The organism is Sulfuricaulis sp. (genome assembly GCF_049587675.1).
GTDB lineage: Bacteria > Pseudomonadota > Gammaproteobacteria > Acidiferrobacterales > Sulfurifustaceae > Sulfuricaulis.
The window spans coordinates 1-4,194 of the sequence record NZ_JBAVEJ010000112.1; the positions used below are offsets into that span (position 1 = coordinate 1).

General features: G+C 62.4%; 3 protein-coding genes. All 3 read right to left on the bottom strand.

Annotated elements, in window-relative coordinates:
* Positions 1-82 precede the first annotated feature (82 nt).
* Entirely contained in the window at positions 83-1,156 is a 1,074-nt protein-coding gene (locus WB402_RS05845; protein ID WP_424205980.1) for a TRAP transporter substrate-binding protein, read from the bottom strand.
* A gap of 113 nt (positions 1,157-1,269) precedes the next feature.
* The gene (locus tag WB402_RS05850) at positions 1,270-2,034 is read right to left on the bottom strand and encodes a GGDEF domain-containing protein (protein WP_424205981.1); all 765 of its coding nucleotides are present in this window, start codon (positions 2,032-2,034) and stop codon (positions 1,270-1,272) included.
* Between the two features lie 106 nt (positions 2,035-2,140).
* Positions 2,141-4,194 (bottom strand): DNA helicase II (gene uvrD / locus WB402_RS05855; RefSeq protein WP_424205982.1); only part of this gene is annotated, 2,054 nt, incomplete at its 5' end.

Sequence of the window (4,194 nt, forward strand, 5' to 3'; positions counted from 1 at the left end):
GATTAAACTTTAATCCCTCCGTCCCCTTTTACGATCACGTTTGTCTAAGTCCTAACTTAAATTTGACCGCCGAATGCCGTGATCACTTCACGTAGTGCATAAAATTCGCGTACGACGATTCTGCCACCTTGAACCACTGGTCGCTGGCGGCGGCGAATTTTTTCCAATCGGTGTAGATGCGCCGGAACACGGCGTTCTTGCGCGCCTCTTCTTCGTACATCTCGAACGACAGCTTGCGCGCCGCCAGCATGACGTCCTTGGGGAAGGCGTGCAGCTGCACGCCCTGCCTGAGCAGGCGCTGCAAGGCCGGCGGGTTCTTGGCGTCGTACTCGGCGAGCATGTACACGTTCGCTTCGGCCGCGGCGGCCTCGAATGCCGCCTGATAGGCCGGCGGCAGCTCCTGCCACTTTTTGAGATTCACGTAAAAGGAAATCTGCGGTCCGGGCTCCCACCAGCCGGGGTAGTAATAGTGCTTCGCGACCTTGTGGAAACCGAGCTTCTCGTCGTCGTAGGGCCCGACCCATTCGGTCGCGTCGAGCGCGCCGCTTTCGAGTGCCGGGTAGATGTCGCCACCGGCGAGCGTCTGCGGTACCACACCGAGCTTGGCCATGATCTGGCCGCCGATGCCGGGAATGCGCATCTTGAGCCCCTTCAGGTCGGCGATGGATTTGATCTCGTGGCGAAACCAGCCGCCCATCTGCACCCCGGTGTTGCCGCCGGGGAACATCACCACGCCATGTTCCTTATAGAGGTCGCGCATCAGCTCGCGCCCACCGCCGGCGTACATCCAGGCGATCTGCTGGCGCGCGTTCAGGCCGAACGGCACCGCGGTCTCGAAGGCGAAGGCCATGTTCTTGCCGACGTAGTAGTAGCCGGAGGTCTGGCCGCACTCGACCGTGCCCTGCCCGACGGCGTCCATGACCTGCAGGCCCGGAACGATCTCGCCGCCGGCGAACACGCGGATCTGGAATTTCCCGCCGGTGACTTCGCCGACGCGGCGCGCGAGGCGCTCGGCCGCGCCGTAGATGGCGTCCACGCTCTTGGGGAAACTCGAAGCGAGGCGCCAGCGAATCGTGGGCGCCTCGTCGGCGTACACGGCGCTGGCAACACCCATGAGCCCGAGTCCGGCGCTCTTGAGGACATCGCGTCGTTTCATGTTTGTTTTCCTTGGTGGTTCAAACGCACGGGGCATTGTGCCGCAAGCATCGCGAACGCGACAACGACATGTCGCGCCGGACGGCGGAACGGACAACGGCTGAAGCGGGGTAATTAACGACTCTTGCGTGCGACCACCAGATTGCGGCCGCCCTTCTTGGCGTCGTACAGAGCCTTGTCGGCATGGGACATCAACTGTTCGAGATCTTCGCCCGGCTTGAACTGGGTCACGCCGACGCTGACCGTCACGCGCGCTTTCTTGGCGCCTTGATCGAAAATCTTTTTGCTGACCGAGGCGCGGATACGCTCGACGATCTTGCTGCCCTGGGCGAGATTGGTGTGCGGCAGCATGATGAGAAATTCCTCGCCGCCGTAGCGGCCGACCTTGTCGGGCATGCGCAGCGCGTCGGAAAGAATCGCCGCGACGCTCTTGAGCACGCGATCGCCGGTGTCGTGACCGTAGGTGTCGTTGATTTCCTTGAAGTGATCGATATCCACCATCGCGACGGTGAGTGGCGTGCGATAGCGCTCGGCCTGAGCCATGGCGTCAAGCAATCCGACCGTAATCCCGCGGCGATTCATGATGGCGGTGAGCGGGTCGGTGATGGCGATACGGCCCATTTCCTCGGCGTGGTGCTCGGCCTTCAGGCGCTTCTCATACTCCTGCTTGATCGGGCTCAACACCAGCCAGTAGATCGGCGGGGCAATGACCAGCGACAGAATCGCGGCATCCAGGATAGTGAACAGCAGCGACTCTTGGTGTGCGTGCCCGAAGAAGAGCATGGACTGCATGATCACGAGCTCAACGAAGAAAGCGATGACCACGATGGCCACCACGGCCCTGGCCGCTGAAAGCGCCTCGCTCCTAGTATCCTTCAAAGCACGATCCCCATTGATTCTTGCGCGCCCGGGTTTCCCTGTTTTCCGGTTCTAATTCTTTCCCTAACTATAGTCCATCTGCTGGAGATGCAAGGGCGGCACAATGTCACAGGGCCTGCAGGTTGGCATAGCCGATGACCAGCCATTTGGTGCCGGCGGCCTCGAAGTTCACCTGCACCCGGGCGTGCGATCCCTGGCCCTCGTAGCGCAGCACTACCCCGTCGCCGAAGGTCCCGTGGCGTACCCGGCTGCCCAGGCGCATGCCGTCCGGCGGAGGCTCCTGTGCCGGCAGGCCGGTCGCGAACCGGGGGGAGGGGTGGCTCGCCACCGCCGGCTTGGCGCGGATTTCCTGAATCAAATCCTCAGGAATTTCACCCAGAAAACGCGACGGGCTGGTGTAATGCTCGTTCCCGTGCAGTCGCCGCAGCTCAGCCTGGGTCAATACCAGTTGCTTACGCGCCCGGGTCATGCCGACGTAACAGAGCCGTCTTTCCTCCTCGAGCCGGGTGGGGTCTTCCAGCGAGTGCTGGTGCGGAAACAGGCCTTCTTCCAGGCCGGTCAGGAATACCAGCGGGAATTCCAGTCCCTTGGCCGAATGCAGGCTCATAAGCTGCACGCAGTCCTCCCAGGCCTCAGCCTGGCCCTCGCCGGCCTCCAGCGCCGCATGCGCCAGAAACGAGGACAGCGGATCGAGGCCCTCGGCCTCGTCGTGCTCGTAGCCGCGCGCGGCGTTGATGAGTTCCTCCAGGTTTTCCACGCGCGATTCGGCTTTCTCGCCCTTTTCCTTCTTGTAGTGCTCGATCAGCCCGCTGCCTGCCAGCATATGCTCCACCACCTCACCGAGCGTGAGTCCCGCGGTTTCGCGCGCCAGGCGCTCAATCAGTTGCAGAAAAACATTCAACGCCTCGCGCGCCCGCGCCGGCAGTTCGGGCGCGGCGATCAGTTTCAGTGCCGCCTCCCACAGGGAAATTTTTTCAGTCTTGGCGCGCTCGCGCATGGCGTCCACGGTCTTGGCGCCGATGCCGCGCGTGGGCAAGTTCACGACGCGCTCGAACGAGGGATCGTCGTGTCGGCTGGCCATGAGCCGCAGGTAGGCCAGCGCGTCCTTGATCTCGGCACGCTCGAAGAAGCGCAGACCGCCGTACACACGGTAGGGAATGCCCTCGTTGATCAGGCGCTCTTCGAACAGGCGCGACTGGGCGTTCGAACGGTACAGCACCGCGCACTCGGCGCGCGCATGGCCGTGCGCCACCCAGTCCTGAATCCGGTCGATCACAAAGCGCGCTTCGTCGAAATCGGTGTAGCCGGTGTAGAACTGAATCGGTTCACCGACCTCGCCCGCGGTCCACAGGTTCTTGCCGAGGCGTCCGGTGTTGTGTCCGATCACGGCATTGGCGGCCTTGAGGATGGTGCCGGTGGAACGGTAGTTCTGCTCGAGACGAATGACGCGCGTGCCGGGAAAATCGTTATCAAATTTTAAAATATTTTCCACCTTCGCGCCGCGCCAGCCGTAGATGGACTGATCGTCGTCGCCGACCACAAACAGGTTGCGCTCGGGCCCGACGAACAGCCGCAGCCAGGCGTATTGAATCCGGTTCGTGTCCTGGAACTCATCGACCAGCACATGGCGGAAGCGCGCCTGGTAATGGGCGCGCATGGTTTCGTTGTCGCGCAGCATTTCGTAAACCCGCAGCAACAGTTCGGCGAAGTCCACCAGCCCGGAGCGCTGACAGGTTTCCTCGTAGGCCGCGTAAACCCGGCGCAGCTCGCGCTGGGTCGGATCGTTCGACTCGCCGATGTCCTTGGGCCGCCGGCCTTCTTCCTTGTGTCCGTTGATGAACCACATCGCCTGCTTCGGCGGCCAGTAGGCCTCGTCCATGTTCAAGCCCTTCATCAGCCGCCGGATGACTCTAAGTTGGTCCTCACTATCAAGAATCTGAAATGCCTGTGGCAGATTTGCCTCACGCCAGTGGGTACGCAGCAATCGATGCGACAGCCCGTGAAACGTGCCGACCCACATGCCCCCCACCGGCACCTGCAACATGGATTCGATGCGCCCGCGCATCTCGTGGGCGGCCTTGTTGGTGAAGGTTACCGCCAGAATCGAATGCGGCGAGACGCCCTCGACGCCCACAAGCCAGGCGACGCGGTGGGTAAGCA